This is a genomic window from Aureimonas frigidaquae, from assembly GCF_001463905.1.
GTDB lineage: Bacteria > Pseudomonadota > Alphaproteobacteria > Rhizobiales > Rhizobiaceae > Aureimonas > Aureimonas frigidaquae.
Genome location: NZ_BBWR01000007.1, coordinates 132,498 through 158,684, shown reverse-complemented (window position 1 = coordinate 158,684; position 26,187 = coordinate 132,498). Strand labels below are relative to the sequence as shown.

General features: G+C 66.8%; 26 protein-coding genes and 1 other annotated feature. Of the genes, 19 read left to right on the top strand and 7 right to left on the bottom strand.

Going from position 1 to position 26,187, the window contains the following annotated elements:
* Nucleotide 1: 1 nt before the first annotated feature.
* Nucleotides 2–907 (bottom strand): L-threonate dehydrogenase, encoded by a 906-nt coding sequence (gene ltnD / locus AUL30_RS08025; RefSeq protein ID WP_062227341.1) that lies wholly within the window; start codon nucleotides 905–907, stop codon nucleotides 2–4.
* Nucleotides 908–1,103: 196 nt separating this feature from the next.
* Between ltnD and AUL30_RS08020 the strand changes: the two genes are divergently transcribed.
* Nucleotides 1,104–2,369 (top strand): glycerate kinase type-2 family protein, encoded by a 1,266-nt coding sequence (locus AUL30_RS08020; RefSeq protein WP_062227340.1) that lies wholly within the window; start codon nucleotides 1,104–1,106, stop codon nucleotides 2,367–2,369.
* Here the strand turns inward: AUL30_RS08020 and AUL30_RS08015 are convergent.
* Nucleotides 2,350–4,185 carry a monovalent cation:proton antiporter-2 (CPA2) family protein gene (locus AUL30_RS08015; RefSeq protein ID WP_062227339.1) on the bottom strand — a complete coding sequence of 612 codons (1,836 nt, stop codon included), beginning with the start codon at nucleotides 4,183–4,185 and terminating at the stop codon, nucleotides 2,350–2,352. The genes AUL30_RS08020 and AUL30_RS08015 overlap by 20 nt on opposite strands.
* A 268-nt stretch (nucleotides 4,186–4,453) precedes the next feature.
* Between AUL30_RS08015 and argB the strand changes: the two genes are divergently transcribed.
* The 3 genes from argB to AUL30_RS08000 all read left to right on the top strand — a co-directional run bounded on the left by argB (nucleotide 4,454) and on the right by AUL30_RS08000 (nucleotide 7,488).
* Nucleotides 4,454–5,287, top strand: coding sequence for an acetylglutamate kinase (gene argB / locus AUL30_RS08010; protein WP_244490752.1), 834 nt, complete (start codon nucleotides 4,454–4,456; stop codon nucleotides 5,285–5,287).
* A 99-nt stretch (nucleotides 5,288–5,386) separates the two neighbouring features.
* Complete coding sequence (locus tag AUL30_RS08005) at nucleotides 5,387–6,706, top strand: MFS transporter (RefSeq protein ID WP_062227337.1); 1,320 nt, start codon at nucleotides 5,387–5,389, stop codon at nucleotides 6,704–6,706.
* A 59-nt stretch (nucleotides 6,707–6,765) separates the two neighbouring features.
* Entirely contained in the window at nucleotides 6,766–7,488 is a 723-nt protein-coding gene (locus AUL30_RS08000) for a pyrimidine 5'-nucleotidase (protein WP_062227336.1), read from the top strand.
* A gap of 21 nt (nucleotides 7,489–7,509) precedes the next feature.
* Here the strand turns inward: AUL30_RS08000 and AUL30_RS07995 are convergent, their stop codons facing one another.
* A complete protein-coding gene (locus AUL30_RS07995) occupies nucleotides 7,510–7,788 on the bottom strand; it encodes a hypothetical protein (RefSeq protein WP_062227335.1) in 279 nt (92 codons plus the stop codon).
* A gap of 85 nt (nucleotides 7,789–7,873) precedes the next feature.
* The gene (locus AUL30_RS07990) at nucleotides 7,874–8,728 is read right to left on the bottom strand and encodes an LOG family protein (RefSeq protein WP_062227334.1); all 855 of its coding nucleotides are present in this window, start codon (nucleotides 8,726–8,728) and stop codon (nucleotides 7,874–7,876) included.
* A gap of 85 nt (nucleotides 8,729–8,813) precedes the next feature.
* On the opposite strand from AUL30_RS07990, the gene dapD reads away from it, so the two are divergent.
* The 12 genes from dapD (at nucleotide 8,814) to AUL30_RS07935 (ending at nucleotide 20,432) form a co-directional block, all read left to right on the top strand.
* Nucleotides 8,814–9,659, top strand: coding sequence for a 2,3,4,5-tetrahydropyridine-2,6-dicarboxylate N-succinyltransferase (gene dapD, locus AUL30_RS07985; protein WP_062227333.1), 846 nt, complete (start codon nucleotides 8,814–8,816; stop codon nucleotides 9,657–9,659).
* A gap of 11 nt (nucleotides 9,660–9,670) precedes the next feature.
* Nucleotides 9,671–10,924 (top strand): lytic murein transglycosylase, encoded by a 1,254-nt coding sequence (locus AUL30_RS07980; protein ID WP_083507776.1) that lies wholly within the window; start codon nucleotides 9,671–9,673, stop codon nucleotides 10,922–10,924.
* A gap of 16 nt (nucleotides 10,925–10,940) precedes the next feature.
* Nucleotides 10,941–11,639: a cation diffusion facilitator family transporter gene (locus tag AUL30_RS07975; RefSeq protein WP_306302734.1), complete on the top strand. Its 699-nt coding sequence runs from the start codon at nucleotides 10,941–10,943 to the stop codon at nucleotides 11,637–11,639.
* 51 nt (nucleotides 11,640–11,690) lie between these two features.
* The gene (locus tag AUL30_RS20235) at nucleotides 11,691–11,849 is read left to right on the top strand and encodes a hypothetical protein (RefSeq protein ID WP_306302733.1); all 159 of its coding nucleotides are present in this window, start codon (nucleotides 11,691–11,693) and stop codon (nucleotides 11,847–11,849) included.
* A 128-nt stretch (nucleotides 11,850–11,977) separates the two neighbouring features.
* Nucleotides 11,978–12,781, top strand: coding sequence for a GGDEF domain-containing protein (locus AUL30_RS07970; protein ID WP_062227332.1), 804 nt, complete (start codon nucleotides 11,978–11,980; stop codon nucleotides 12,779–12,781).
* A 117-nt stretch (nucleotides 12,782–12,898) separates the two neighbouring features.
* Nucleotides 12,899–13,525, top strand: a complete 627-nt coding sequence (locus tag AUL30_RS07965; RefSeq protein WP_062227331.1) for a GntR family transcriptional regulator — start codon at nucleotides 12,899–12,901, stop codon at nucleotides 13,523–13,525.
* A gap of 203 nt (nucleotides 13,526–13,728) precedes the next feature.
* On the top strand, nucleotides 13,729–14,733 hold the full coding sequence (bioB, locus tag AUL30_RS07960) for a biotin synthase BioB (protein ID WP_062227394.1): 1,005 nt from the start codon (nucleotides 13,729–13,731) through the stop codon (nucleotides 14,731–14,733).
* Nucleotides 14,730–15,866, top strand: coding sequence for an 8-amino-7-oxononanoate synthase (locus AUL30_RS07955; protein ID WP_062227330.1), 1,137 nt, complete (start codon nucleotides 14,730–14,732; stop codon nucleotides 15,864–15,866). Before bioB ends, AUL30_RS07955 begins: the two co-directional genes overlap by 4 nt.
* The gene (gene bioD / locus AUL30_RS07950) at nucleotides 15,863–16,501 is read left to right on the top strand and encodes a dethiobiotin synthase (RefSeq protein WP_062227393.1); all 639 of its coding nucleotides are present in this window, start codon (nucleotides 15,863–15,865) and stop codon (nucleotides 16,499–16,501) included. Before AUL30_RS07955 ends, bioD begins: the two co-directional genes overlap by 4 nt.
* Nucleotides 16,498–17,760 carry an adenosylmethionine--8-amino-7-oxononanoate transaminase gene (locus AUL30_RS07945; protein ID WP_062227329.1) on the top strand — a complete coding sequence of 421 codons (1,263 nt, stop codon included), beginning with the start codon at nucleotides 16,498–16,500 and terminating at the stop codon, nucleotides 17,758–17,760. The genes bioD and AUL30_RS07945 overlap by 4 nt, the downstream gene beginning before the upstream one ends.
* Nucleotides 17,757–18,740, top strand: coding sequence for a beta-ketoacyl-ACP synthase III (locus AUL30_RS07940; RefSeq protein ID WP_062227328.1), 984 nt, complete (start codon nucleotides 17,757–17,759; stop codon nucleotides 18,738–18,740). The genes AUL30_RS07945 and AUL30_RS07940 overlap by 4 nt, the downstream gene beginning before the upstream one ends.
* 79 nt (nucleotides 18,741–18,819) lie before the next feature.
* Nucleotides 18,820–18,875, top strand: a sequence feature (sul1 is cis-regulatory element that is thought to sense ions involved in sulfur or methionine metabolism; They are found in Alphaproteobacteria).
* Between the two features lie 78 nt (nucleotides 18,876–18,953).
* The gene (locus AUL30_RS07935) at nucleotides 18,954–20,432 is read left to right on the top strand and encodes a SulP family inorganic anion transporter (protein WP_062227327.1); all 1,479 of its coding nucleotides are present in this window, start codon (nucleotides 18,954–18,956) and stop codon (nucleotides 20,430–20,432) included.
* 13 nt (nucleotides 20,433–20,445) lie between these two features.
* Here the strand turns inward: AUL30_RS07935 and AUL30_RS07930 are convergent, their stop codons facing one another.
* On the bottom strand, nucleotides 20,446–21,966 hold the full coding sequence (locus AUL30_RS07930) for a serine protease (protein WP_062227326.1): 1,521 nt from the start codon (nucleotides 21,964–21,966) through the stop codon (nucleotides 20,446–20,448).
* 158 nt (nucleotides 21,967–22,124) lie between these two features.
* Between AUL30_RS07930 and def the strand changes: the two genes are divergently transcribed.
* The 3 genes from def to truA are packed head-to-tail and all read left to right on the top strand — an operon-like array spanning nucleotide 22,125 to nucleotide 24,335.
* Nucleotides 22,125–22,640 (top strand): peptide deformylase, encoded by a 516-nt coding sequence (def, locus tag AUL30_RS07925; RefSeq protein ID WP_062227325.1) that lies wholly within the window; start codon nucleotides 22,125–22,127, stop codon nucleotides 22,638–22,640.
* 4 nt (nucleotides 22,641–22,644) lie between these two features.
* The gene (gene fmt, locus AUL30_RS07920; RefSeq protein ID WP_062227324.1) at nucleotides 22,645–23,589 is read left to right on the top strand and encodes a methionyl-tRNA formyltransferase; all 945 of its coding nucleotides are present in this window, start codon (nucleotides 22,645–22,647) and stop codon (nucleotides 23,587–23,589) included.
* Nucleotides 23,589–24,335: a tRNA pseudouridine(38-40) synthase TruA gene (gene truA, locus AUL30_RS07915; protein WP_062227323.1), complete on the top strand. Its 747-nt coding sequence runs from the start codon at nucleotides 23,589–23,591 to the stop codon at nucleotides 24,333–24,335. The genes fmt and truA overlap by 1 nt, the downstream gene beginning before the upstream one ends.
* Nucleotides 24,336–24,343: 8 nt before the next feature.
* On the opposite strand, the gene AUL30_RS07910 is transcribed toward truA, so the two are convergent.
* Entirely contained in the window at nucleotides 24,344–24,976 is a 633-nt protein-coding gene (locus AUL30_RS07910; RefSeq protein ID WP_062227322.1) for a hypothetical protein, read from the bottom strand.
* The gene (gene dapE, locus AUL30_RS07905; RefSeq protein ID WP_062227392.1) at nucleotides 24,936–26,135 is read right to left on the bottom strand and encodes a succinyl-diaminopimelate desuccinylase; all 1,200 of its coding nucleotides are present in this window, start codon (nucleotides 26,133–26,135) and stop codon (nucleotides 24,936–24,938) included. The genes AUL30_RS07910 and dapE overlap by 41 nt, the downstream gene beginning before the upstream one ends.
* Between the last annotated feature and the right edge of the window lie 52 nt (nucleotides 26,136–26,187).

Genomic DNA, 26,187 nt, shown 5'->3' with positions numbered 1-26,187 from the left:
TTCAATCGTCCTTCTTGGGGAGGGGCACGCCGGCGAAGGTCTTGATGACGGCGCTGTCCGCCTCCGCACCGTAGCCGGCATTGCTGGCGTTCAGATACATGCCGAAGGCGGTGGAGGCGAGCGGCAGCGGCAGCTTCAAGGCACGGCCGGTTTCCGTCACCAGGCCCATATCCTTGACGAAAATGTCGACGGCCGATGTGGGCGTATAGTCGCCGGACACGACGGCCGGCATGCGGTTCTCGAACATCCAGCTGTTGCCGGCCGCATGGGTGACGACATCATACATGAGATCGAGCGGAATGCCGGCGCGGGCCGCCAGGGCCATGGCCTCTGCGCCGGCGGCGATGTGCACGCCCGCCAGAAGCTGGTGGACGATCTTGACCGTCGCGCCGAGGCCGATCTGAGGCCCCACTTCGTAGACCTTCCCCGCAACGGCCGACAGGAGCGGGCGCAGCGCCTCGAAGGTTTCGGCAGGGCCGGAGGCCATGACCGTCATGGCGCCTTCGGCCGCCTTGGCCGCGCCGCCGGAAACCGGAGCGTCCAGCATGCGCAGGCCGATTGCCTCCAGCCGCGCATGGATGCGCCGCGCATCGTCCGGCGAGATGGTCGCCGACACCATGACCGGGGTGCCCGGCCGCAGCGCGGCGGCAAATCCGGCCTCGCCGAACAGGACCCGCTCCACCTGCGCCGCATCGACGACGAGCAGCAGCACGGCGTCCAGCGCATCGGCAAAGACCCGTGCGTCCGGCCCGGCCGCCACGCCGCCGGCCGCTTCAAGCGCCCGGCAGGCCTGCGGGTTGATATCCACCCCATAGGTCCGCAGCCCGGCCGCGATGCACGAGCGCGCGGCACCCATGCCCATGGAGCCGAGGCCGACCACGGCTACGGCATAATCCCGACGATCCATCCTGCGACATCCTCCCTCGATCCCGGCCCGACTGTAGCAACGCCCGGGATGCCGGGTCCAGCCGGTTTTCACAAATCCTATCCCTTTATGTGAATTTTTGTGAAGCCGCTGAAGGTGTCGGAAGGTTCATTCCGTGGCGTCAACACGGTATGGGAAAGGCGCGTAACACACGCAGCGGGCGGGAGGATGCTCAACGATGGCGATCGACGACAATGCGGCACGCGATCTACTGCGATCCATCTTCATGGCGGGGGTCTCCAGCGCCGACCCGTTGAAGGTGCTGGCCGCGCATCTGCCGGAGCCCCCGGCCGGCCGTGTCGTGGTGATCGGGGCCGGCAAGTCGGCCGCCACCATGGCCCTGGCCGTGGAGCGTGCCTGGCCGCAGGTCGATCTGTCGGGTGTCGTCGTCACGCGCTACGGCCATGCCGTTCCGACCGAGCGCATCCGCGTCATCGAAGCCGCCCATCCGGTGCCCGATGCGGCCAGCGAGGCGGCGGGTCGTGAGATCCTGGCCGCCATCCGCGGCCTGAGCGCGGACGATCTTGTGCTCGCGCTCATTTCAGGCGGCGGATCGGCCCTGATGGCCGTTCCGGCCGAAGGCATCAGCCTGTCCGACAAGCAGGCCGTCAACCGCCTGCTCCTGGCCTCCGGGGCCGGCATCAACGATATGAACATGGTCCGCCGCCGGCTTTCGGCCGTGAAGGGCGGACAGCTGGCCGCCGCGGCCGCGCCGGCCCGTGTGGTCACGCTCGCCATCTCCGATGTGCCGGGCGACGATCCCCGCGCCATCGCCTCCGGTCCGACGGTTCCCGACCAGGGCGACGACGCCGCCCTCGGTGCGCTTCTCGACCGGCTGGGGGACCGCCTGCCCGGCAACGTGCGGGCGCGGCTGAGCCAACCTTATGTCCCGGCTGAGACGGGCCCGATCGACTTCCGGATGATCGCAACGCCTGCCATGGCGCTCGAGGCCGCCGCCGCCAAGGCGCGTGCCCTTGGGCTGGCGCCGTTGATCCTGGGCGATGCGATCGAAGGGGAATCGGCCGAACTCGGGCGCTTCCTGGCCGGCATCGCACGGTCTGTCGGGCGGCACGGCCATCCGATCGGCACGCCAGCGGTGATCCTGTCGGGCGGGGAGACGACGGTCAGCATCGGCGATACACGCCCCGGCCGCGGGGGCCGCAACACGGAATGCCTGCTCGGCCTGGCCGTGGCGTTGAACGGGGCGCCGGGCGTCTTCGCCCTGGCCGGAGATACGGACGGCATCGACGGCACGGAGGATGCGGCCGGCGCCATCGTCACCCCCGATACGCTGGCCCGCGCCCGGCAGGCGGGGCTCGATCCGGCGCAGGTCCTGGCCAAGCACGACAGCTACAGCCTGTTCAGCGCCATCGGGGACCTCGTCATAACGGGGCCGACGCTGACCAATGTCAACGATCTGCGCCTCATCCTGATCGACGCCTGAGACGGCGCCGCACGGAGGGGTGGCCGGACGCCGCCCCGCGCCGCCAGGCCGGGCTCAAGGGTGCGGGCACGGGTTGCCCGTCCCGCATCAGATCCGCCCCGACATGCTCGTCGCCCGCCAGTTGCAGGGCGAAGCGCTCCTCGTCCAGGCGGCGCACCGCGTCCATCGTATCGGTGACGAGATCGGGGTCCTCCCCCAACGCGCCGAGCACGGCGGCGCCGAAGCGCATGGCCGATTCGTAAATTTCCCGCACCTCGAAGTCGACGCCCTGCCGGGCGAGCGCCAGCGCATGGCCGCGGTCGTAAGCCCGCACGAAAAGCCGGGCCAGCGGCACATGCTCCTGCAACAGGGCGACGATCCGCGTCGTGGCGGCCGGATCGTCGATGCAGACCAGCACCGCTTCGGCCGTCCGCACGCCCGCCGCCTCCAGAACGGCGAGTTGCGTGGCGTCCCCCTCCAGGGCGCGGGGCGTGAACTGCTGGGCGACGCGCATCGCGTCCGGCCGGCGGTCGACGATCGTGATCGCATAGTGGCGGGCGAGCAGGCCCTGGCACGCCACCTGCCCGAACCGGCCGCAGCCGATCACGAGCACGGTCGGGGGCGTCTCGTCCGCCGGCGCGGTCGTGGCCGTCTCCCGCCCCTCCCCATCCGGCAGGAGGCGCCGCACCAGCTTGGCGGTCAGCGGCGTCATGGCCATGGACAGGATGACGACGGCGGTGAAGGTCGCGTTTTCGTCCATGGTCAGGAGGCCGCCGGAGGTGGCCGTGGCATAGAGGACGAAAGCGAACTCCCCACCTTGCGAAAACTGGCTGACGCGCAGGACCGCCTCACGCGAAGACGCGCCGAACAGGCGGGCCACGGCAAAGATGCCGGCCGCCTTCAAGGCGGTATAGGACAACATCATGCCGAGGATCAGCCATGGCGCATGCACCATGACGGACAGGTTCAACGACATGCCGACGGCCAGGAAGAACAGGCCGAGGAGGATACCGCGAAAGGGCTCGATCTCCTGCGCCAGCTGATGGCGGAAGGAGGATTCCGACAGCATGACGCCGGCCAGGAAGGCGCCCATCGCCATGGACAGGCCGCCCAGCTCCATCAGCCAGGCCGCGCCGAGCACGACGAGCAGCGCGGCGGCCGTCATCACCTCGCGGGCCCGCGCCCGCGCCAGAATGCCGAACATGGGGTTGAGCAGGAACCGCCCCGCCAGGATGAGCACAACGAAGCAGCCGCTCGACAGGGCAAAATCCAGGAGTCGCGATCCATTGTCCGCTTCCGCCCAGCCGGTCGGCGACAGAAGCGCCACCATGGCCAGGAGCGGCACGATCGACAGATCCTCGAACAGCAGGATCGAGGTGGCCCGCTGGCCCATATCGGTGGTGCGCTCGCCGGCATCGTCCAGCATCTGCGTGACCACGGCGGTGGAGGACATGACGAAGCCCATCCCTGCCACGAAGGCCGTTGCGGGGGCCAGCCCCGCCAGCCAGCCGGCCAGCGTCAGCAGCGCCCCGCACAGCAGCACCTGCGCCAGGCCGAGGCCGAAGATTTCCCCGCGCAGGTTCCACAGGCGGGACGGCTGCATCTCCAGCCCGATGACGAAGAGCAGCATGATGATGCCGAACTCGGCAAATTGCAGGATGGCTTCCGGGTCAACGATCAGGCCGCTGCCCCACGGCCCAATGAAGACCCCGGCGCAGAAATAGCCCAGGACCGCGCCCAGACCCAGCCGCTTGAAGACGGGAACGGCCACCACGCCCGCCGCCAGCAGGGTGACGATCTCGGCCAGCCCGACGCCGTCGGCATCCACCGGTGTCATGTCTGGAACCCTCCAGGCGCACGGCCGTCGATGCGATAGAAGCAGGGATTGCCGTAGATGGTCTACCTGCCCGCTCTGATTATCGCAGGCAGCGAGGGCCCGGCAAGCGCGCCGTCGCGCCGCGCGATGCGATTGCCGCGCGAGCGGACTTCAATCCGTCAAGGAAAGCCTCTACAAAGCCGCCGACCGCAGGGGAGACGCCGCAGTGAGCAATACGCACGACGACCGGGAAAAGCAGGCCAGCCTTCTCGCGCAGGCCCTGCCCTTCATGCAGGCCTATGAGAACAAGACCGTCGTCGTCAAATATGGCGGCCACGCCATGGGCGACCAGGCGCTGGGCCGGGCCTTCGCGCGTGATATCGCGCTTCTGAAACAGTCCGGCATCAACCCCATTGTGGTGCATGGCGGCGGCCCGCAGATCGCCCGCATGCTGGACAAGATGGGGATCGAGAGCCGCTTCGAAGGCGGCTTGCGCGTCACCGACGAGCGCACGGTCGAAATCGTGGAGATGGTCCTGGCCGGCTCCATCAACAAGGAGATCGTGGCCCTGATCAATGCCGAGGGCGAATGGGCCATCGGCCTGTGCGGCAAGGACGGCAACATGGTCTTCGCGCAGAAGGCCCACAAGGTCATGCGCGATCCCGATTCCAACATCGAGCGCGTGCTCGACCTCGGCTTCGTCGGCGAACCGGTAGAGGTGGACCGCACCCTCCTCGACCTCCTGGCGCGCTCGGAGATGATCCCCGTCATCGCGCCCGTGGCCCCGGGGCGCGACGGGCACACCTATAACATCAACGCCGATACCTTTGCCGGCGCCATCGCCGGCGCGGTGCGGGCATCGCGCCTCCTGTTCCTGACCGACGTGCCCGGCGTCCTCGACAAGGACAAGACGCTCATCAAGGAACTCTCCGTCTCCCAGGCCCGGGCGCTGATCGCCGACGGCACCATTTCCGGCGGCATGATCCCCAAAGTGGAAACCTGCATCGAGGCGATCGAGCGGGGCGTGGAAGGCGTCGTGATCCTGAACGGCAAGGTCCTGCACGCCGTTCTTCTGGAGCTTCTGACCGAGCATGGCGCAGGTACGCTGATCGTTCCGGGCTGAGCGCCCGCAGGCAGGCCGGGGCGGCGGTTCCCTTGCACCACAGCGTAACATGCGTTACTGCACCGGCCTGAACATGCCAACCTATTGAAAGTATACGTCGTGCAAGCCGCTACATCCGGCCAGAAGCCGGTCGCCTCCAAAGCCCGCATCCTGTTTGCCAGTCTGATCGGCACCACGATCGAGTTCTTCGATTTCTATATCTACGCCACCGCGGCGGTGCTGGTGTTCCCCCATCTCTTCTTCCCGTCGAGCGATCCCACCTCGGCGACGCTGCAGTCCCTCGCCACCTTTGCCATCGCCTTCTTTGCACGGCCGGTCGGCGCGGCGGTCTTCGGCCATTACGGCGACCGTATCGGACGCAAGGCGACGCTCGTCGCCGCCTTGATGACGATGGGCCTGTCGACGGTGCTGATCGGGCTTCTGCCGACCTATGCGCAGGTCGGCGTCGTGGCGCCGCTGCTTCTGGCGCTGTGCCGGCTCGGCCAGGGGCTGGGGCTCGGCGGCGAATGGGGCGGCGCCGTACTCCTGGCAACCGAGAACGCGCCCAAGGGCAAGGAAGCCTGGTACGGCATGTTCCCGCAGCTCGGCGCGCCCATCGGCTTCATCTGCGCCACGGGCAGCTTCCTTCTGCTGAGCGATTTCCTGACCGAGGACCAGTTCTTCACCTGGGGCTGGCGCATTCCCTTCATCGCCAGCGCGCTCCTCGTGTTCGTCGGCCTCTGGGTGCGCCTGCGCATCCACGAGACGCCCGCCTTCCAGAAGACGCTGGAGCGCAAGGAACGCGTGTCCATGCCGCTGGCGGCCGTCTTCACTGAGTACAAGACGCAGCTCGTGCTCGGCACCATCGCCGCGCTCGCCACCTTCACGCTCTTCTACATCATGACGGTGTTCTCGCTGTCCTGGGGCACGGCGGCGGCGGGCCTTGGCTATACGCGCCAGCAGTTCCTGCCGGTCCAGATGCTCGGCGTCGTCTTCTTCGGCCTGCTCATCCCGGTCTCGGCCGTGCTGGCCGATCGCTTCGGCCGCCGCAACATCCTGCTCGGAACGGCGCTCGGCATCTGCGCCTTCGGCTTCCTCCTGCCGGTGCTCTTCGTGGCGGACCAGCTCTTCGGCGTCCTGGCCTTCTCCATCATCGGCTTCAGCCTGATGGGCATGACCTACGGCCCGCTCGGTACCGCGCTGGCGGAACTCTTCCCGACGGCCGTGCGCTATACGGGCTCCTCGATGACCTTCAACCTCGGCGGCATCGTCGGCGCCTCGCTGGCGCCCTACATCGCCACCGCGCTCGCCACCTCCTACGGCACGGCTTCGGTGGGCTACTATCTGTCCATCGCCGGGCTTCTGACGGCGCTGGCGCTCTTCGCCATTCCGGCGCGTCCGCGCACCGACATGACGAGCCACGGCCAGCCGGCCAAATGACCGGCACTGCCCGGCCCTCGCGGCCGGGCATCCGCGTTCCCCACGGGAAAGGACCCGCCATGCCCCAGGATGATGCAATTCTCGGCACGCGGCAGGCCACTCCGGAGGATTTCGCGGGCGTTACCGACTGGGTCTTCGACCTCGACAACACGCTCTACCCCCGGCACATCGATCTCTTCTCGCAGATCGACGTGCGCATGACGGATTACGTCGCGGAGCTCTTACAGCTCCCGCGCGACGAGGCGCGTATCGTTCAGAAGGATTTCTACCAGCGGCACGGCACGACCCTGCGCGGCCTGATGAGCGAACACGACATCGAGCCCGACGCATTCCTGAACTACGTTCACGATATCGACTATTCCTGGCTGGATCCGGATCCCGCCCTCGGCAGCACGATCCGCCGTCTGCCGGGCCGCAAGTTCATCTTCACCAATGGCGACAGGGGGCATGCCGAGCGCACGGCACGGCAGCTCGGCATTCTCGACGCCTTCGAAGACATTTTCGACATCGTGGCGGCGGGGCTCATCCCCAAGCCCGCGGCCGAAACCTACGACAAGTTCCGGGGCCTGCACCGGATCGATACCGAACATGCCGTCATGTTCGAGGATCTCGCCCGCAACCTGGAAGTGCCCAAGGCCCTTGGCATGAAGACCGTGCTCGTCGTCCCGCGCAATTTCGAGGCGACGCTCGGCGACATCTGGGAGCATGAGGGGCGCGACGGCGCGCATATCGACTTCATCACCGATGATCTGGGGACGTTCCTCCAGCGCATCTGCGCCTGATCGTCCCGTAGCCCGCAGCCCTCAGTCCCCGAGGAGCGAGCGCCCGCGGCTCGCCAGCGGCGGCCAGGTGCCGCTGCGCTCGACGGGCGGCTCGTCGGGGTCGAGGCCGGCCAGATTGTCGGCCAGCACGTCATCATCGGGCCGGGTGGCACCGATGTCCGCGTTGTGCGCGGCCAGACGGTCGGCCTCGCTGCGCGCGTCGATATCGCGGATGCCGTTCTGCGGCTGGCGCGAAAGGCCGTGCATGTCGCGCGCCTGCTGCTCGCGCATCATCTCGTTGTCCGTGTCGAAATCGCCCATAACCGATAACCTTTCCGCGGCCGCACATGCAGCGGCCGCCTCAAGTTCAGGAACGCAGGGACTGTGTGGGGAGTTCCGGCGCGCCTCAGATCCCGTAGAAATCGCGGATGATCTGCCAGCCTTCCTCCGCCGTATCCACGATGGAAAAGAGCGACAGGTCCTCCGGCGCGATGGTCCCCTCCTCTGCCAGGAACTCGAAGTCGATCAGCCGTTCCCAGAAGCTGCGTCCGAACAGGATGACGGGGATGGGCTCCATGCGTCCGGTCTGGATCAGCGTCAGCGCCTCCATCAGCTCGTCCAGCGTTCCGAACCCGCCGGGGAAGATGGCCATGGCCTTCGCCCGCAGCAGGAAGTGCATCTTGCGGATCGCAAAATAGTGAAAGTTGAAGCAGAGCTCCGGCGTGACATAGGCGTTCGGCGCCTGCTCGTGCGGCAGGGTGATGTTGAGCGCGATGGAGACGGCGCCCACATCGCTGGCGCCGCGGTTCCCGGCCTCCATCACGCCCGGGCCGCCGCCCGTGACGATGACATATTCCTTGCCGCCCGATGTGTTGGCCGAATGGCATGAGGCGAGCCCGGCGAAACGCCGCGCTTCGTCGTAATAGCGCGCATTGGCCTCCAGCCGCTCGCGCTGGCGCGGGTTGCGCGCCGCCCAGGCCGGCTTGCCCGGCTCGGGAATGCGCGCGCCGCCGAACAGGACGACGGTGGAGAGGATGCCGGCCTCCTGCAAGGCCATTTCAGGCTTCAGCATTTCGAGTTGCAGGCGCACGCCGCGCAGCGGCTCCGATGTCAGGAAGGCATCGTCGGCATAGGCCAGGCGGTAGGTGGGCGAACGGGTCTGCGGCGTGTCGGGCACGCGGTCCGATCGGCGCTGGTCCTCGGCTGCCGATGCGGGAAACGGATCCCAATGTGTGGCCTCGTGACCATTGTCTTCTGCCATGATCGGTCTTCCTTCGCTGAATTGACCGTGAAACGGCCTTCTAATAGTACCGCAGGCAGCTTTCAAACGGGGACGAGCAAGCGCGATGACGGATTACGCCGCACTGGAACAGACGATCGATTCCGCATTCGAGGCGCGGGACGGCATCGACGCATCGACGACGGGCCCGGTGCGCGAGGCCGTGGACGCGGCCCTCGACATTCTGGATCGCGGCGAGCGCCGCGTGGCCGAGCGCGGCGGCGACGGCCGGTGGGTCGTGAACCAGTGGCTCAAGAAAGCCGTGCTCCTGTCCTTCCGGTTGAACGACATGTCGGTCATCCCCGGCGGTCCCGGCCAAGCCAACTGGTGGGACAAGGTCCCCTCCAAGTTCGACGGCTGGGGCGCTGAGGAATTCCGCGCCGCGGGCTTCCGGGCCGTACCGGGCGCCATCGTGCGCCGCTCGGCCCATATCGGGCGCAACGTGGTGCTGATGCCCTCCTTCGTCAATCTGGGCGCCTCGGTCGGGGAGGGCACGATGGTCGATACCTGGGCGACGGTCGGCTCCTGCGCGCAGATCGGCGCCAATGTCCATCTGTCGGGCGGCGTCGGGATCGGCGGCGTGCTCGAGCCGCTGCAGGCCGGCCCGACCATCATCGAGGACAATTGCTTCATCGGCGCGCGGTCCGAAGTGGTCGAAGGCTGCATCGTGCGCGAGGGCTCGGTGCTGGGCATGGGCGTCTTCATCGGCCAGTCGACCAAGATCGTCGACCGCGCCACGGGCGAGATCTTCATGGGCGAGGTTCCGCCCTACTCCGTCGTCGTCGCCGGCTCGCTTCCCGGCAAGCCCATCGGCAACGAACCGGGCCCGAACCTCTACTGCGCGGTCATCGTCAAGCGCGTGGACGAGCGGACCCGCTCCAAGACCTCGATCAACGATCTTCTGCGAAGCTGACGGAGATGACCATGCCGGGCCTGACCCTCCTGCGCCACGCCGCCGCCCTGATCCTCCTGGCGCTGTCGGCTGCGATGCTGGCGCCGGTCGGGGCCAGAGCCCAGACATCGCAGGCCGATTTCGCCCGGTTCCTCGATCAGGATATCTGGCCGCAGGCCCGGGCGGCCGGCATCTCGCGCGCCACCTTCGATGCGGCCTTCGACGGGGTGAAGCCCAATCTGAAACTGCCCGATCTCGTCCTGCCGGGGCAGGCGCCCGCCGTGGCCGAGAAGCAGCATCAGGCGGAGTTCCAGAGCCCGGCCGCCTACTTCCGGGAAGACAATCTGCGCTCGGTGGTCGGCCAGGGTCGCACGCTGCTCGCCCGGCATGCCGATACGCTGCGCGCCATCGAGCGGCGCTATGGCGTACCGGGGCCCATCGTGCTGGCCGTCTGGGGCCGGGAATCGGGCTTCGGCGCAGCCAGGATCCCCTACAACGCTTTCGAGGTCCTGGGCACCAAGGCCTGGCTTGCCCGCCGCAAGGATATGTTCCGGGCCGAGCTCATCGCAGCCCTGCAGATCGTCCAGGATGGCCATTTGCGGGTGTCCGACATGAAATCCTCCTGGGCGGGGGCGCTCGGCCAGCCGCAATTCATGCCGAGCAAATTCCGCAGCCTGGCCGTGGATTTCGATGGCGACGGGCGGGCCGATATCTGGAACTCGGTTCCCGATACGCTCGCCTCCATCGCCCATTACCTCCAGCAATCGGGTTGGGTTGCCGGCCGCGACTGGGGGTTCGAGGCGAACATCCCCGACAATGTCTCCTGCACGCTCGAGGGGCCGGACCAGGGGCGGCCGATCCGCGATTTTGTCGCGGCTGGGGTGACGCGCGTCTCCGGGCGCCCCTTCCCCACGCATGAGGCGCAGGCCACCGGCTTCCTGATGATGCCCGCCGGGCGGATGGGGCCGGCCTTCATCGCGACCCCCAATTTCTACGTCATCAAGGAATACAACAATTCCGACCTCTACGCCCTCTTCATCGGCCATGCCGCCGATCGGATGGCGGGGGGCGGCGCCTTCAAGGGCGGATGGGTCGATGTGACGGGCGTCAGCCGCGGCGATGTCGCCCGCATGCAGGAGCGTCTGCAGGCCATGGGCATGGACGTCGGCGGAGTGGACGGGCTGCCGGGCTTCAAGACGCGCCGCAGCATCGGCGCCTATGAGGCCTCCGCCGGGCTGCGCGTGGATTGCTGGCCCAACGCCGCCTTGAAGCAGAAACTGAACTGAGCCGAAGGGACGGTCGATGTCGGCTGCGCAAAGCGAACAGAAGCTTTTGTCGCGTTCCATCGCGGTCACGCTCGGTGTCGGCGCGACGGGCATCGTCTTCGGCATTCTGTCCGGCTCGCAATCCATCATCTTCGACGGGCTCTTCTCGGCGGTCGATGCCAGCATGACCGCCCTTGCCCTGGTGGTGGCGCGGCTGATCGCTCGGGAAGCGAGCCCACGCTTCCAGATGGGCTTCTGGCATATCGAGCCGATGGTGCTGGCCCTCAATGCCGGCCTGATCACCCTTCTGACCGTCTATGCGCTGGTCAATGCGGTAACGGCGATCCTGTCGGGCGGGCGCGAACTGGCCTTCGACTGGGCCATCGTCTACGCAATCGTGGTGGCGGCGACCTGCTTTGTCATGTTCGTCACCACGCGGCGCGCGAACCGGCAGATCGGATCGGACTTCCTGGCCCTCGACGCCAAGGGATGGGCCATGTCCGGGCTCATCACCTCCGCGCTCCTGGTCGCCTTCGTCGGCGCCTGGCTCATGCAGGGAACCCGGTTCGGCCACCTGACACCCTATGTCGACCCCGTCGTTCTGGCCGTGCTGGTGCTGGCCATCCTGCCCGTCCCGCTCGGCATCTTCCGCAAGTCGCTCAGCGAGATCTTCCTCATCGCCCCGCGCGATCTGGACGACGACGTCCGCCGCATCGCGCAGCGCATCGTCGAATAGCACGGCTTTCGCGATGCCCGGACCTATGTCGCCCGCGTGGGGCGCTCCCGCATGATCGAGTTCCACTTCATCCTGGCGCCGGACGACTCGCTCGGCCCGGTGCGCGTGGCCGATGCCATCCGGTCCGATATCAGCCAGGCCCTGGGCGGGCCGGACGAACACCGGTGGCTGACCGTGTCCTTCACCGGTGATCCGCAATGGGCGGATTGAGCGCGCCTATGCCTTCGGAAGGAGGTTTTCCTTGTCCGGGCGCTTTCGTAAGCTGCGCTCCGGCGGCAGATTAGCAACCAAGGGTTCTTCTGCTCGGCGGCGGATGCGCCTTTGGGGGAACGCGGCGGATGCAAGGCACGGCACGCACAATCGCATGGCATCGCATCACGCTCCATTGCGTGCTGATCGTCTTGGCGAGCATCGGCGGATCGGTGCTTGCAGCGCTGACGATCGTTCCCCTGCTCGGCGGCAGTTTTGACGGGAACGGTCTCCTGATGTGTGTCGTCTGCGCGTTTCTGGTCAGCGCTCCGGCCAGCTTCCACCATCTGGTCCAGAAGGAGCGTCTGCGCATTGCCCACGATGCCGTCCACGCCTTGAACCGGCAATTGGCGGCAGCCAACCGCGAACTTGCCGAACGCGCGACGCGCGACGGCCTGTCCCAGCTCCTGAACCGGACGGAGTTCCACCGCCAGCTCGGCCTGCAGCCGGAGGCGGCCGGCGGCGCCCTCTACATCGTGGATATCGACGACTTCAAATCCGTCAACGACCGCAACGGCCATCTCGTGGGCGACGGGGCCATCCGCGCCGTTGCGAACTGCCTGACCGAGGCCCTCCCGCGCGAGGCCCTTATTGCCCGGACCGGAGGAGACGAGTTCTGCGTCTTCATACAAAGCGCCGACATGCTGGAAGGCTGGCGCCTTGCGCGCAAAATGGCCGACGATGTCGCGGCGCTTCCTCTGCGCAACGGAGCGGGCGCCGCCGTCCCGCTCAGCGTCTGCATCGGCTACGTCGTGCTGCCGACGCTGCCCGCCGACCGGGAAGAGCTTATCGATCGGGCGGACCGGGCGCTGTATCGCGCCAAGGCCGCCGGGCGCGGCCGCGTGGCGCCGGGCCGTGAGGATGCGACGGTAACGCAGACCGTCTCCGTCTGACCTGTTCGGCACAAGCGTGTGCAGATTGACGCAAAGATCGATGCACGGGCGGCGCGCCGTGACCGCAACGTCACTTATTCGCTCGACTGCGCGGTCGGTGCAAATTATCTATAAATCATGACACGCGTGAAAACCGAGACCATCGCCCATCGGATCAGCAAGGCCCTCGCCGAGCGTATTATCAGCGGTGCGCTCGTGCCGGGCTCCCGCCTCGGACAGGACCATATCGCCGAAGAGTTCAGCGCCAGCCATGTGCCCGTGCGGGAGGCCTTCCGCATTCTCGAATCGCAAGGTCTCGTCACGAGCGAGCCCCGGCGCGGCGTTCGCGTCGCCGGCTTCAGTCTGACGGAAGTCCAGGAAGTGGCAGAGATGCGCGCCGCGCTGGAGGTGCTGGCGCTGCGCAAGGCCATGCCACACCTGACCAAGGCCATCATGGACGAGGCGGAGGACGCGAACCGCGCCAGTGACCGTGCGACCGACGTTTTCGCATGGGAACAGGCAAACAGGCGTTTCCACCGGATCATCCTCACGCCCTGCGCCATGCCGCGCCTTCTGAAGGCGATCGACGATCTCCACACCACGAGCGCGCGCTTCCTGTTCTCCGGGTGGCGGGCCGAATGGGAAGCTCCGACCGATCGCGATCATCGCGCCATACTCGATGCCCTGAGGGCCGGACAGGTCGAGACGGCCGCCCTGGTGCTCGCGCGGCACGTCCAGACAATCGGGCACAAACAGCCACGATAGCCTGCCTCACACACAGCGATCACCCACAACCGGTCCCGCGGGCACGGTCCTGTTGCCACGCCTATCTATTCGGGTATTGTTTTAGCGATAGCGAATCATTTTTATAGATAATTCATGAGCGTGCGATGAGCCAACTGTCCCGGCAGCCTGTGATCGACCCGGTCCTGCGCACGCGAGAACCATGTCTGACCGGTGAGGCCACGATGCGGTCTTCGACAGAAGCGGGCCCTTGTCCGGCTGCCGAGCCGTGCGGCGGGCCAGAACACCGATGGACTCAAGAGACAGCGCAGGCGATCCATGACCTGCCGTTCAACGATCTGATCTTCCAGGCGCAGGTCACGCATCGCGCGAATTTCGATCCGAACCGCGTGCAGTTGTCACGGCTTCTGTCGATCAAGACCGGAGGCTGCCCCGAAGACTGCGCCTATTGCAGCCAGTCGGCGCGCCACGCATCCGGCCTCAGTGCTTCCAGATTGATGGAGGTGCGTCAGGTGCTGGCAGAGGCGCGGAAGGCTCGGGACGCCGGCGCAACGCGATACTGCATGGGCGCGGCCTGGCGCAGTCCCAAGGAGCGTGACATGGCCACCATCATCGCAATGGTGGAGGGCGTGAAAGCGCTCGGCATGGAAACCTGCATGACGCTTGGAATGCTGGATCAAGGCCAAGCGCAGCGTTTGAAGCAGGCCGGCCTCGACTACTACAACCACAATATCGATACGTCCGAGCAATACTACACGCAGATCATTACGACCCGCAGTTTCGCGGACCGTTTGGACACGCTCGCCAATGTCCGCGACAGTGGCATCAAACTGTGCTGCGGCGGCATTGTCGGCATGGGAGAGCATCCGCTCGACCGCGTTGCCATGCTGGTGACGCTGGCCAACCTTCCGGAGCCCCCGGAGAGCGTGCCCATCAACATGCTGATCCCGATCGACGGCACGCCGCTCGCCGATGCCGAACCGATCGACCCGATCGCGTTCGTCCGCATGATCGCGCTTGCCCGCATCATGATGCCGAGGTCGCATGTCCGCCTGTCGGCAGGACGCACCGCGATGAGCGACGAGATGCAGGCGCTGTGCTTCTTCGCCGGCGCCAATTCGATCTTCGTCGGCGATACGCTGCTGACAGCGGATAATCCGGGGGAAGACGCCGACAGCGCGCTGTTTCGCCGGCTCGGCATCCAGCCCATGGAGCGCGACGGGCATTGAGCGCGAAGGGTTTGCTCGACCGCTACGGGGTCTCCTTGCGGGGGCTGGCCCGCAGGAACCGGTTGCGTTCGCTCGGGCCCCGCGCCGGGCTGGATTTTGCGTCCAACGATTATCTGGGGCTCGCCGGCAGCGAAGGCACGGCCGCCGCCGTGGCAACGGCCCTCGCCAACGGCACGACCGTCGGCGCCACGGGTTCACGCCTGCTGCGCGGCAACGCCCCCGAGCACGCGGCACTGGAGGCCAAGGCCGCCGGCTTCTTCGGCGCGGAGGCTGCGCTGTTCTTCGGCGGGGGCTACATCGCCAATCTCGCCGTGCTCACCACCCTGCCCCGGAAGGGCGACCTCGTCGTGCTCGACGCGTTGATCCATGCGAGCGCCCATGAAGGGGCGCGCGCCGGGCACGCGCATGTCGTGACCGTCCCGCATAACGACGCCGACGCGGTGGACGGCGCCATCGCTCGCTGGCGGGCCGGCGGCGGCACGGGCCATGCGTGGATCGTCGCCGAAAGCCTCTACAGCATGGATGGCGATCGCGCGCCGCTTAACGAACTCGCCCGCGTCGCCGACCGTCATGAGGCATTCCTCTTCATCGACGAGGCGCATGCGACCGGCGTCTACGGCCCCGATGGCCGTGGCCTGGCGCATCGATATGAAGGGCGCGAGAATGTCGTGGTGCTGCACGGCTGTGGCAAGGCGCTCGGCGCGTCCGGTGCGCTCATCACCGCGCCCGGCATTCTGTGCGACTATCTCGTCAACCGTTGCCGGCCCTTCGTCTACGCCACCGCCCCTTCACCCTTGATGGCCGTGGCGGTGGCAGCCGCGCTCGACATCATGACGCACGAGCCGGAGCGCCGCCAGCGATTGCAGGACATGGTGGCCCTGGCGAGCGGTAAGGCACAAGCCCTCGGGCTCAAGGCGAGCGGGTCGCAGATCATGCCGATCATCGTCGGCGACAACAGGGGTGCCATGGTGCTTGCCGGGCGATTGCAGGCGCGCGGTTTTGACGTGCGCGCCATCCGCCCGCCGACGGTGCCGGAGGGCACCGCAAGATTGAGGATTTCGCTGACGCTCAATGTCGAGAAGCCCGATCTCCTCGCCTTGCTGGACGCGCTGTCGGAGGAATGGCCGCGATGACGGTCAGGATCATCGTGAGCGGCACCGACACGGGCATCGGCAAGACCGTCCTGGCAGCAGGTCTGACCATGCTGCTCGATGGCATCTACTGGAAGCCGGTGCAGTCGGGCGTCGAAGACGGGACCGACAGCGACACCGTCCGCCATCTCGCCGGCCTGTCGCCGGAGCGTGTCCTGCCGGAGGCCTGGCGCCTGGCACGGCCTCTGTCTCCGCACCGCGCCGCCGAACTCGACATGGTCGAGATCGCCGACCAAACCCTTGCCCTGCCGGCGACATCCCGTCCCCTGATCGTGGAAGGCGCGGGCGGGCTGATGGTGCCGATCAACCGGCGCACGCTTTATATCGACATCTTCGCACGCTGGGCTTGCCCCCTTCTCCTGTGCGCCCGCACCGGGCTCGGCACGATCAATCACACGCTTCTGTCCATCGAAGCCCTGCGCAGCCGCGCGATTCCGCTTCTTGGCGTGGCCTTCATCGGCCACGACATGCCCGATACGCAGCGCACGATCGCAGAGATGGGGGCGGTGCGCGTGCTCGGCCGCCTGCCGCGGCTCGACCCGCTGACGCCGCAAGCGCTGATGCGGGCGATGCGCGCCAACTTCGACCCGGCCGATTTTCGAAAGATCACCCCATGACGCGATCGGCGCTCTGGCACCCATTTACGCAGCATGCCATCGAACCGGCGCCGATCAGGATCGGGCGGACACAAGGCGCCTATCTCGAGACGCCGGACGGGAAGCGCATCCTCGACGCCATCTCATCCTGGTGGGTCATCACCCATGGCCACCGATATCCACGGATCATCGATGCGGTCCGCACGGCAACGCAAACGCTGGACCAGATCATCTTCGCGGGATTGACCCACGAACCTGCGGAAACGCTGGCATCGGCTCTGGTCGCGATGGCCCCACAGGGTCTCGACCGGGTCTTCCTGTCCGATAGCGGATCGACCAGCGTCGAAGTGGGATTGAAGATGGCGCTGGGTTTCCATCGCAACACGGGAGACCCGCGCTCCCGCATCATCGTCATGGAGCACAGCTACCATGGCGACACGATCGGGACGATGAGCGTCGGTGCCCGCGGCGTCTTCAACGCCGCCTATGCTCCCCTCATGTTCGCGGTCGACACCATCCCCTTTCCCGCCGCGGGACGCGAGCAGGAGACGCTCGACCACGTCGAGGCGCTGACCCGCGATGGCAGGGCTGCGGCCGTGATCGTCGAGCCCCTGGTTCTCGGCGCCGGCGGCATGCTGATCTACCCGGCATGGGTGCTGGCCGAGATTAGGCGCATCACCGAGCGGACCGGCACGCTGCTGATTGCCGACGAGGTGATGACCGGATGGGGACGCACCGGCACCCTGTTTGCCTGCGAACAGGCCGGCATTGCGCCGGATATCCTGTGCACCTCCAAGGGCCTGACCGGCGGGGTGTTGCCGCTGGCCGCGACGCTCGCGACCGAAGCCGTGTTCGAAGCCCATCTTTCCACCGACCGGGCGAAGACCTTCTTTCATTCGAGTTCCTACACGGCGAACCCGATCGCCTGCGCCGCCGCCGTCGCCAATGTCGGGATCTGGCGCGACGAGCCTGTGGCGGAGCGCGTGTCGGCACTGTCGCGCTGGCAGGCCGAACGGCTCAGCCGTTTTGCTTCCGATCCGCGCTTTGCGAATGTGCGAGGGATCGGCACCATCGCCGCGCTCGATCTTCGCGTGCGCACGCCGGGATATCTTGCGGAGGCAGGGCCGGCACTGCGCGCCTTCTTCCTCGAGCGCGGCCTGCTGCTACGGCCGCTCGGCAACGTCATCTATGTGATGCCGCCCTATTGCATCACCTCTGCCGAACTCGACCGGCTCTATGATGCGATCGACGAGGCTGCCGATCTGGCGTGCGGCCGATGAGGCCGGGTGTGCGCATCGCAGGCCTCGGCCATCACGTGCCGGGCCGCAAGGTGGCAAATGCCGAGATCGAAGCCATGCTCGACCTCGAAGCCGGATGGATCGAGCGGCGCACAGGCATCCGCTCGCGCTACTGGGCACAGACTGGCGACACCCTGTCCGAACTGGCGACCAAAGCGGGCCATAAGGCGCTGGAAGCATCCGGCCTGCCCCGCAGCCATATCGGCCTCGTGCTGCTCGCCACATCCACACCCGACCATCTCCTGCCACCGAGCGCACCGCTGGTCGCCCATAAACTCGCGCTCGCCAATGCCGGCGCCGTCGACCTTGCCGGAGCCTGCGCCGGCTTCGTCTATGCCCTGGCCTTTGCCGACGGCTTCGTGCGCCTCCAGAACAAGCCGGCCCTCGTCATCGCGGCCAACATTCTGAGCCGCCGCATCAACATGGCCGAGCGCGCGACGGCCGTCCTGTTCGCCGATGCAGCCGGAGCCGTGGTGCTTTCGCCGTCCGACAGGCCGAGCCAAGGCATCCTCGGCGCATCGATGGCGGCCGAGGGGTCCGGCTATGACCTGATCCAGATTCCGGCCGGCGGCAGCAACCGCCCCTTCGGCCCCGAGCTGGAACTTGCGCAAACGCAGATGACCATTGCCGATGGCCGCGCGGTCTTTACCCGCGCCGCCCGGATGATGACGGCCTCTTCGCAAGGCGCGCTCGCCGCCGCCGGACTGGCTGCGCAGGACATCAGCCGCTTCGTGCCGCACCAGGCGAACGCCCGTATCTTCGATGCGGTCTGCGACACGCTCGGCATGGACCGGGATCGAACCGTCAGGACCATTGCCGAATACGGCAATTCCTCCGCTGCAACGATCCCGCTGTCCCTGTCGATAAGCCACGCAGAACGCCCGTTCCGACCCGGCGAAACGCTGCTCCTGGCGGCCGCGGGCGCAGGCCTGACCGGCGGTGCGCTGATCGTCGGCATATGATCGACCATAGCCGATGCCGGCCGCGCGGCTGCATTCCATCTTGCCGAGGCGCGCCCATCCGCCTATGAAGACGCATCCATCAGGACCCGGTGAAACTCCGGGTGGCTCTTCCGGCCGCCGATCCGCCGGACAACAGAACCCGTCGCCCACCAGCCAGCGCATGGATTGCGTCCTGCCCCGTGCGACCCGGTTTTGACCCGTTTTGAGACCATCATGAAGAGCCTGTCCGAATACCGCGCGCAGTGGTTCTGCAACCCGCGCGGCGATCTGTTGTCCGGCCTGGTCGTTGCCCTGGCCCTTATCCCTGAGGCGATCGCCTTTTCCATCATTGCGGGGGTCGATCCGAAGATCGGCCTCTACGCATCCTTTTCCATCGCGGTGCTGATCGCCTTTACGGGCGGCCGGCCGGGCATGATCTCGGCCGCGACGGCCGCCACGGCGGTTTTGATGGTCACGCTGGTGCGGGACCACGGCCTGCAATACCTGCTGGCCGCGACCGTCCTGGCCGGCCTGATCCAGATCGGATGCGGTCTGTTGAAGCTCGGGCACCTGATGCGCTTCGTCTCGCGCTCGGTCATCACCGGCTTCGTCAACGCGCTCGCCATCCTGATCTTCATGGCGCAGCTACCCGAGCTCATCGGCGTGACGCCGATCACCTATGTCCTCGTCGCTGCCGGCCTTGCCATCCTGTATCTCTTTCCGCGCCTGACGCGCGCCATCCCCTCGCCGCTCGTCTGTATCGTGGTCCTGACGGTCGTCTGCATGGTGCTCGGCCTCGACGTGCGCACGGTTGGCGATATGGGCGAACTTCCCTCGACCCTGCCGGTCTTCCTGATCCCCGATATTCCGCTCACTTTCGAGACGCTGCAGATCATCCTCCCCTATTCCATCGCGGTCGCCATCGTCGGCCTTCTGGAATCGCTGATGACCGCGCAGATCGTCGACGACATGACGGATACGACATCGGACCGGAACCAGGAATGCATCGGCCAGGGCATCGCCAACACGGCCACCGGCTTTATCGGCGGCATGGCGGGCTGCGCCATGATCGGCCAGTCGGTGATCAACGTGAAGTCCGGCGGGCGCGGACGCCTGTCCACCTTCGTCGCCGGTGCACTGCTTCTGTTCCTGGTGCTGGTTCTGGGCGATCTCGTCAGCGCCATACCCATGCCCGCCCTCGTGGCGGTGATGATCATGGTGTCGGTCGGCACGTTCAACTGGGCGTCGATCGTCAATATTCGCCACTATCCGATTTCGTCCACCACCGTCATGCTCGCCACGGTGGCGGGCGTTCTGATGACGCACAATCTGGCCATCGGCGTTCTGTGCGGTGTGCTTCTGTCCGGCATTTTCTTCGCGGGCAAGATTTCACGCCTCTTCGGCGTCGAGAGCTTTCTCGACAGTGAAGGAACGCACCGAACCTATGTGGTGGAAGGGCAGCTCTTCTTTGCCTCGGCCCAAGCCTTTGCGGGGGCCTTCGATCTGTCGGAACGGCTGGATCGCGTCACGATCGATGTGAGCCGAGCGCATATCTTTGACATTTCAAGCGTCGCCGCGCTCGACAGGATCGTGTCGATCTTCCGTCGCAACGGGGCACAGGTCGACGTGACGGGCCTTAACGAAGCCAGCCGGTCCATCGTCGACCGGCTGGGATCACAGGATCGGCCCGGGGCAGCGCAGGGCGTTCACTGACCCGCCGATGCGATCAGCTATTGCCGAGGCACAGAATAGGCAGAACCGACTGTGCCGTGCGGTCCGTCGCGTCCGGCACGCTGAGGGCCTGCGCATCGGCATCGGCCACCCGGTAGTCGACATTGTTCCTGGCCAGGAAGTCGGTAACGACATCCGGGCGAATGGCAAAGTTAATCGACTGCGGGATATCGCCCGTAATATCGGCGACGGCGACTGCATTCAGCTTGGCGGTGACCACACCGACGACGCGTCCGGCAAGGTCGATGACCGGCCCGCCGGAATTGCCCGGCTGCACCGCAGCGGAAATCTGCAGGTAATTTGCATCGTTCATCAGCCCCAGGAGTGACGAAACGTTGCCCCGCGTGACATTGAGGCTGTCGGCCAGGATCGAGCGCAGGGGGAAGCCCAGCGCCAGGATATCCTCACCGAGGCGCGGCTTGCCGGCGGCGATAGGCAGCGGATTGTCGAGCTTTGCATCGACCTTCACCAAGGCGAGGTCGTTATCGGGGTCGATGACCACCTGGCTTGCCGTTCCGAAGGTGCCGACCGACACGCTGCGGCAGCTCTTGGCGACATGCGCGTTGGTCAGGACCCAGCCATCCTGCGAGACGACGAAGCCAGAGCCGGAGGAATCGAGCCCTTCCGACACATCGTAGCCGCCAAGGCCTGACGGCGCGTCGCTGGCGCGGGCACCGCCGGTGGCGCTCGCCTGCATGATACCGTTATTGGCGAAAGCGAGCCGATAGCGCGGATCCTGTGACAGTTCGGCGATCGCGCCCGTATCGGGCTCGGCACCGGCCGGCTCCGTCGCATAGGGAGAGAAAGAGCCCGCTGCCACCGCAACATAGGGCGCCATCGTGTCCTTCAGCGCCTTCGGATAGGCGACAGAGAAGCCGCGCAGGTCGCCGCCCCGGCCATAGAACCGGATGGAATAGAGACGGTCGCCTTCCGTGCCCTCGATCTCGAAGTGATCGCCCTTCATCTGTGCGTTGGCGACGACCTTGCCATCGACCGGCGCGCGCAGGATGTCGAACACCTCGGCGAGCGTGTAGCCTTCCTTGACGAAACGGACGGTCTCGATCTCCACGGCCTCGTCAGGCGAGCGCCACATGGTGCCGACTTCGGTCGCCCCGATCTCCTGCACCATTTCGTACGGTATGCCGATGCGGGCGCCCGTCCGCGAATCGTCCTGCCAGCCAAAGCCGAACTGGCGCAGGGTCTCGTCGCTCTGGGCAATGAGCGCATCCAGGAAGGCCTCGTCCATGACGCCGGTGGCAGGCTGCCCGTTGCGCGCCTGGAACGCGCGGATGGCGTCCATGCTGCGGGGGCCGATGCGGCCATCGAAGGCGCCGACATAATCGCCCGTCCAGGCGAGGCGCGTCTGCAGGCCGACCCGGAACTCCTGGTCGGTATTGTCCTGATAGGCGGCGGCAACGGAATCACGGACGGCACCTTGGCTCGGCGCAGCATGAAGCGCGCCCGGTGCAGCCACGACGAGAAGGCCAGCCAGCAAAGCTTTCAGCCCGGCTCCCATCGATATCCCCCTTCATTGCCCTTGACAAAATCCAATCGACAAGGAAACGCAGTTCTGACGGAATCGATCCACGCAATTTTAAACATGTCGGAACCGGGCGCTTAACCATGGCCGGCGCCGTGATTGACCGTTCCGAACGCACCGCCTAAGGGAAGCTCATGACCATCAAGCCTCTCATCATCCTGCCGGATCCGGTTCTGCGCGTGACCTCCGAGCCCGTGGAGCGCATCGACGATGCGGTGCGCGAACTGGCCGCAGACATGCTCGAAACCATGTATGACGCCCCCGGCATCGGCCTTGCCGGCATTCAGATCGGCGTGCCGCGGCGCATCCTGGTGATCGATCTGGCCAAGGATGAAGAGCCCAGGAACCCCCTGGTCGTCATCAACCCCACCATCCTGTCCGTTTCGGACGAGCGCTCCCTCTACGAGGAAGGCTGCCTGTCCATCCCCGAGTATTATGCGGAGGTGGAGCGGCCGGCGCGGCTGCGTATCTCCTTCCAGGACCTGGACGGCAAGACGCAGGAGCGCGATGCCGATGGGCTCCTCGCCACCTGCCTGCAGCACGAGATCGACCATCTGAACGGCACCCTGTTCATCGATCACATCTCCAAGCTCAAGCGCGACATGGTCATCCGCAAGTTCACCAAGGCGGCCAAAAGGGTCGTGGCCTGATCCGATGGCCCTGTCCGTGATCTTCATGGGAACGCCGGACTTCTCCGTGCCGACCCTGACGGCGCTGCACGCAGCCGGCCATGCGCTGACATGCGTCTATACCCAGCCGCCGCGCCCGGCCGGGCGCGGCATGGCGGAGCGCCCCTCCCCCGTCCAGCGCACGGCGCAGGCGCTCGGCATTCCCGTGCGCAGCCCCACACGCCTGCGCGGCCAGGACGAGCAGCAGGCCTTTGCCGCCCTGCAGGCGGATGTAGCCGTGGTGGTGGCCTACGGCCTTCTCCTGCCGCAGCCCGTGCTCGACGCGCCGCGCTATGGCGCGCTGAACGGCCACGCCTCTCTTCTGCCCCGGTGGCGGGGCGCCGCCCCCATCCAGCGCGCCATCGAGGCCGGCGATGAACAGACGGGCGTCATGATCATGCGCATGGAAGCAGGCCTCGACACCGGGCCCGTCGGCGTGACGCGCACCCTCCCGATCCAGGAGACCGACACGGCCGGCATGCTGCATGACGCGCTGGCGCAGCAGACGGCCGATGCCATGGTCGAGGCCCTGGCGCTCCTGGAACAGGGCGATCTTGCCTTCGAGACACAATCGCAGATCGCTGCCCGCACGGGGCGCGAGCCGGTCTATGCGCGCAAGATCGACAAGTCGGAGGCACGGCTCGACTTCACCGCATCGGGGCGCAGCGTCGCCCGGCGCATCAACGCCTTCTCGCCCTTTCCCGGCGCGTGGGCCGAGGTGGGGCCGGACGTCGACAGGCTGAAATTCCTGCGCGCCGAGCCGGCGCAAGGCAGCGGCGCGCCCGGCACGCTCCTCGACGATCGCCTCACCATCGCCTGCGGCGAGGGTGCCGTCCGCATCCTGGAACTGCAACGCCAGGGGGGCCGCCCCCTGCCCGCGCAGGACTTCCTGCGCGGGCAGCCGCTCAGGCCTGGAACGCGGCTGAGCTGATGCCGCGATACAAGCTCACCATCGAATATGACGGAACCGCCTATGTGGGCTGGCAGCGCCAGAAAAACGGCATGTCGGTTCAGGAGACGGTGGAAATCGCGCTGAAGGCGTTCAGCGGGCAAGATCTGACCCTCTTCGGCGCAGGCCGCACGGATGCCGGCGTGCATGCGACGGGGCAGGTCGCGCATGTGGACATACCGCGTGAATGGCGCGCCGATACGGTCAGGGATGCCCTGAACGCCCGTTTGCGTGAGGAAGGCGGCGTCGCCATCCTTGGCGTCGAGCGCGTCGCCGATTCGTTCGATGCACGGTTTTCGGCGCGCAAGCGGCACTATCTCTACCGTATCCTCAACCGCCGCCCGCCACCGACCGTTCTGAAGGGGCGCGTCTGGTGGGTCTGGAAGCCGCTGGATGTCGAGGGCATGGACCGGGCGGCCAAGCGGCTCCTCGGCACGCATGACTTCAACACCTTCCGCTCCACGCACTGCCAGGCGAAGAGCTCGATCCGCACCCTCGAACGGCTGGACGTGGTGCGCGCCCCCGGGGACGAGGTCCATGTCCACGCATCGGCGCAGTCCTTCCTGCACAACCAGATCCGCTCGCTCGTCGGCTCGCTGAAGCTGGTGGGCGAAGAGCGGTGGAGCGCCGACATGCTCGTGGATGCGCTGGAAGCGCGCGACCGCAAGCGGTGCGGGCCGGTTGCGCCGCCGGACGGGCTCTATCTGGCGCGCGTCGACTACGCTTGAGCTTCACCTTACAGAAGCGCGATGCCCGTCATGTCCACCACCGCGACGGGCGCCATGACGGATGTCACCACCATCAGCGCCACGATTCCGGCCGCGGCCAGGGGATCGCAGTCCCCCGCCAGGCTGACCACGCGCCAGGTCAGGAACAGCGTGGCCAGGCTTGCCAGGAACAGAAGCAGAATGGCAAAGCCGCTGCCGCCCGTCACGATCATCAGGAACCATAGCGGCACCAGGGCCCAGGCCAGGAGCGCCCCCGTCCAGTTCAGGGCGACGATGATGGGGCCGACCTTGCGCCGCAGCCCGATGCGCGGCGCCACGAGCATGAGAATCAGGAGCGGCAGCAGCCAGGCGGTCAGGTCGCTCAAGGCATGCGCACCATAGGTCGAGAAGGTCGAGGCTCCGAAGGGCCATTCCCGTTCGACGAACTCGTATTCGATCCAGGACAGGGCCATGGGCGGCAGCGCCACCACGATGGCGCCGAAGGAGGACCAGAACCCGTCTGGCGATATGTCTAGCCTCTGCAACCCGTCCCGGCGGCCGGCCATCAAACGCAGGACGCCCGTGAAGTAGCGCATGAGCTGGGGCAGGCTGGGGAGGAATTCAGGCGTCGGCGGCGAACCAGCGGGAAAGGAAGGTTTCATAGATGGCCGTCAGCGTTTCGAGATCTGAAAGCGCAACACGTTCGTTGCTCATATGCATTGTCTGTCCCACGAGGCCGAATTCAACCACCGGACAGTAATTCTTTATGAACCGGGCATCGGATGTCCCGCCGGAGGTGGACAGGACGGGCGTGCGGCCCGTGACCGCATGCACCGCGCCGGACAGGGTGGCGACGAGCCGGTCGTCCCGCGTCAGGAAGGCATCGGCCGGCCTGTCGCGCCAGGTGATCGTCGCCTTCAGGGCCTGCTCGCGGCCCGGCCGCAGTTGGTCGTCGCGCAGGCCCTGCGCCACGCGTTCGGCCACGGCCTGCCGCAGGGTCTCTGCCGTCCACAGATCGTTGTGGCGGATGTTGAAGGCGATGCGCGTGCGCGCCGGAATGACGTTGGTCGAGGGGTTGTCCGTCTCCACCCCTGTAACCTCCAGATTGCTCGGCGGAAAATTCTCCGTCCCGGCATCCAGCGCCTCGTGCATCAGCGCCGCGAGGACGCCCGGCACGCCACGCATCGGATTGTCCGCCAGGTGCGGATAGGCGACGTGGCCCTGCCGCCCCTCGAGCGTGATCCAGCCGCTTACGGAGCCGCGCCGGCCGATCTTGATCATATCGCCCATCCGGTCCGGATTGGTCGGCTCGCCGACGATGCAGCCGTCGAAGCGGTGGCCGTGCCCGGCGGCAAAGGCCAGGAGCTTGTCGGTCCCGTTCACGGCCGGGCCTTCCTCGTCGCCCGTGATGATCAGGGACAGGCGCCCTTCCGGCAGGGCGCCGCGCGCCGCAAGGCGGGCCAGCGCCGCCACGTAGCAGGCGATGCCGCCTTTCATGTCCACCGCGCCGCGGCCATACAATTCCCCCGCCTCGACGGCTGCTGAAAAGGGCGGATGGCGCCAGTCGGACAGGGGCCCGGGAGGAACGACGTCGGTGTGCCCTGCAAAGGCCAGATGCCGCCCTGTCGTGCCGCGCCATGCGAAGAGATTCTCGATGCTGGGCGTCCCGTCCTCGGAAAATACGGGACGTGCGACATCGAACCCCAGGGGCCGCAACTGCGCCTCCAGGACATCCAGTGCGCCGGCATCGTCCGGCGTCACGGACGGGCAGGAAATCAGGGCCGACAGGTTGGCGACGGGATCGACGGGAAGCGTGCTCATGGCCTCCCATACGATGCCGCCGCGCACCATGACAACGCGGTGCGAACCGGCC

Excerpts from the sequence above, each read along its gene's own strand:
- AUL30_RS07930 (WP_062227326.1), bottom strand. The coding sequence starts at position 21,966 with ATGGGAGCCGGGCTGAAAGCTTTGCTGGCTGGCCTTCTCGTCGTGGCT.
- AUL30_RS20235 (WP_306302733.1), top strand. The coding sequence starts at position 11,691 with ATGATCGAGTTCCACTTCATCCTGGCGCCGGACGACTCGCTCGGCCCG.
- AUL30_RS07910 (WP_062227322.1), bottom strand. The coding sequence starts at position 24,976 with ATGAAACCTTCCTTTCCCGCTGGTTCGCCGCCGACGCCTGAATTCCTC.
- AUL30_RS08000 (WP_062227336.1), top strand. The coding sequence starts at position 6,766 with ATGCCCCAGGATGATGCAATTCTCGGCACGCGGCAGGCCACTCCGGAG.
- bioB (WP_062227394.1), top strand. The coding sequence starts at position 13,729 with ATGCGGTCTTCGACAGAAGCGGGCCCTTGTCCGGCTGCCGAGCCGTGC.
- dapD (WP_062227333.1), top strand. The coding sequence starts at position 8,814 with ATGACGGATTACGCCGCACTGGAACAGACGATCGATTCCGCATTCGAG.
- AUL30_RS08020 (WP_062227340.1), top strand. The coding sequence starts at position 1,104 with ATGGCGATCGACGACAATGCGGCACGCGATCTACTGCGATCCATCTTC.
- truA (WP_062227323.1), top strand. The coding sequence starts at position 23,589 with ATGCCGCGATACAAGCTCACCATCGAATATGACGGAACCGCCTATGTG.
- bioD (WP_062227393.1), top strand. The coding sequence starts at position 15,863 with ATGACGGTCAGGATCATCGTGAGCGGCACCGACACGGGCATCGGCAAG.
- dapE (WP_062227392.1), bottom strand. The coding sequence starts at position 26,135 with ATGAGCACGCTTCCCGTCGATCCCGTCGCCAACCTGTCGGCCCTGATT.
- AUL30_RS07965 (WP_062227331.1), top strand. The coding sequence starts at position 12,899 with ATGACACGCGTGAAAACCGAGACCATCGCCCATCGGATCAGCAAGGCC.
- AUL30_RS07935 (WP_062227327.1), top strand. The coding sequence starts at position 18,954 with ATGAAGAGCCTGTCCGAATACCGCGCGCAGTGGTTCTGCAACCCGCGC.
- ltnD (WP_062227341.1), bottom strand. The coding sequence starts at position 907 with ATGGATCGTCGGGATTATGCCGTAGCCGTGGTCGGCCTCGGCTCCATG.
- AUL30_RS07980 (WP_083507776.1), top strand. The coding sequence starts at position 9,671 with ATGCCGGGCCTGACCCTCCTGCGCCACGCCGCCGCCCTGATCCTCCTG.
- AUL30_RS07945 (WP_062227329.1), top strand. The coding sequence starts at position 16,498 with ATGACGCGATCGGCGCTCTGGCACCCATTTACGCAGCATGCCATCGAA.
- AUL30_RS07970 (WP_062227332.1), top strand. The coding sequence starts at position 11,978 with ATGCAAGGCACGGCACGCACAATCGCATGGCATCGCATCACGCTCCAT.
- fmt (WP_062227324.1), top strand. The coding sequence starts at position 22,645 with ATGGCCCTGTCCGTGATCTTCATGGGAACGCCGGACTTCTCCGTGCCG.
- AUL30_RS07990 (WP_062227334.1), bottom strand. The coding sequence starts at position 8,728 with ATGGCAGAAGACAATGGTCACGAGGCCACACATTGGGATCCGTTTCCC.
- AUL30_RS07995 (WP_062227335.1), bottom strand. The coding sequence starts at position 7,788 with ATGGGCGATTTCGACACGGACAACGAGATGATGCGCGAGCAGCAGGCG.
- argB (WP_244490752.1), top strand. The coding sequence starts at position 4,454 with ATGCAGGCCTATGAGAACAAGACCGTCGTCGTCAAATATGGCGGCCAC.
- AUL30_RS07940 (WP_062227328.1), top strand. The coding sequence starts at position 17,757 with ATGAGGCCGGGTGTGCGCATCGCAGGCCTCGGCCATCACGTGCCGGGC.
- def (WP_062227325.1), top strand. The coding sequence starts at position 22,125 with ATGACCATCAAGCCTCTCATCATCCTGCCGGATCCGGTTCTGCGCGTG.
- AUL30_RS07975 (WP_306302734.1), top strand. The coding sequence starts at position 10,941 with ATGTCGGCTGCGCAAAGCGAACAGAAGCTTTTGTCGCGTTCCATCGCG.
- AUL30_RS08015 (WP_062227339.1), bottom strand. The coding sequence starts at position 4,185 with ATGACACCGGTGGATGCCGACGGCGTCGGGCTGGCCGAGATCGTCACC.